Annotated in this window: 1 protein-coding gene and 1 pseudogene; both read left to right on the top strand. The window is 53.6% G+C overall.

The genetic code is table 11. The features are described from left to right. Positions 1-149: pseudogene (locus ACR0E6_RS22370) on the top strand (16S rRNA (guanine(966)-N(2))-methyltransferase RsmD); the annotation flags it as partial. Between the two features lie 130 nt (positions 150-279). After that, positions 280-627 carry a hypothetical protein gene (locus tag ACR0E6_RS22365; protein ID WP_480563224.1) on the top strand — a complete coding sequence of 116 codons (348 nt, stop codon included), beginning with the start codon at positions 280-282 and terminating at the stop codon, positions 625-627. Positions 628-687: the final 60 nt, after the last annotated feature.

Genomic DNA, 687 nt, shown 5'->3' with positions numbered 1-687 from the left:
ATGCAGGATGGATCGCTGCGGGGGCGTTTATCGTGTGGGAAGAAAACGCTCCGATGCAAGCGCCGGATGGATTCCAGTTGTTGGACAGTCGAAAATACGGCGACACGCATATCTCTTTGATGCTTCAATCACTTGATCATTTGGGTTGATCCTGACTGCCCCAATTCGTTTTAAAATTGAATTTGGGCGGCCAGCAATTTGACGTATCTCCGCCAAAATTGCGGCCAAATTCGCCTCTAGGCGCCGTAGAAACGCGGAACAACCCTCAAAGGACTCTCTATGCTTCTCAGAGCTGCCCTGACCTCGGCCATCGTGCTGGGCTCCTCCCCTGTTGTTGCAGGGCAAACTAAACTCGATGCGAATGATTTTTTGGCCAATTGCACCTCGTCTGTGGATCAATCAAGCGTGACGTTGGCCCGTTCGGGCGGGTCCAACAAAGGGCACATCACTGTCGGAGATCTGCAGGGCGAGGCGGACATCCTGCCGGGTTTGGACAACCTGACGTTTTTGCTGATTCAGGACGGTCAGGTCGTCAACTTTGCCGTTGATCTTGTGAGTCTCGAATATGACATGATGATCAAAGGAGCTTCACAGCGATTTGACAGGGGCAGCTGCACGCCATCTTGATCCGATTTTGAGGCGCGGGCCGGTTTGTGCTAGGCTTCTGGCATGGACCGCGCCCTACCG

This window comes from Ruegeria sp. AP12 (assembly GCF_056540025.1).
The sequence above is the reverse complement of the archived record's forward strand: the minus strand, read 5'-3'. Positions and strand labels throughout refer to the sequence as shown.

Bases quoted from the DNA above. Each gene is read 5' to 3' on its own strand.
- ACR0E6_RS22365 (WP_480563224.1), top strand. From the start codon at position 280: ATGCTTCTCAGAGCTGCCCTGACCTCGGCCATCGTGCTGGGCTCCTCC.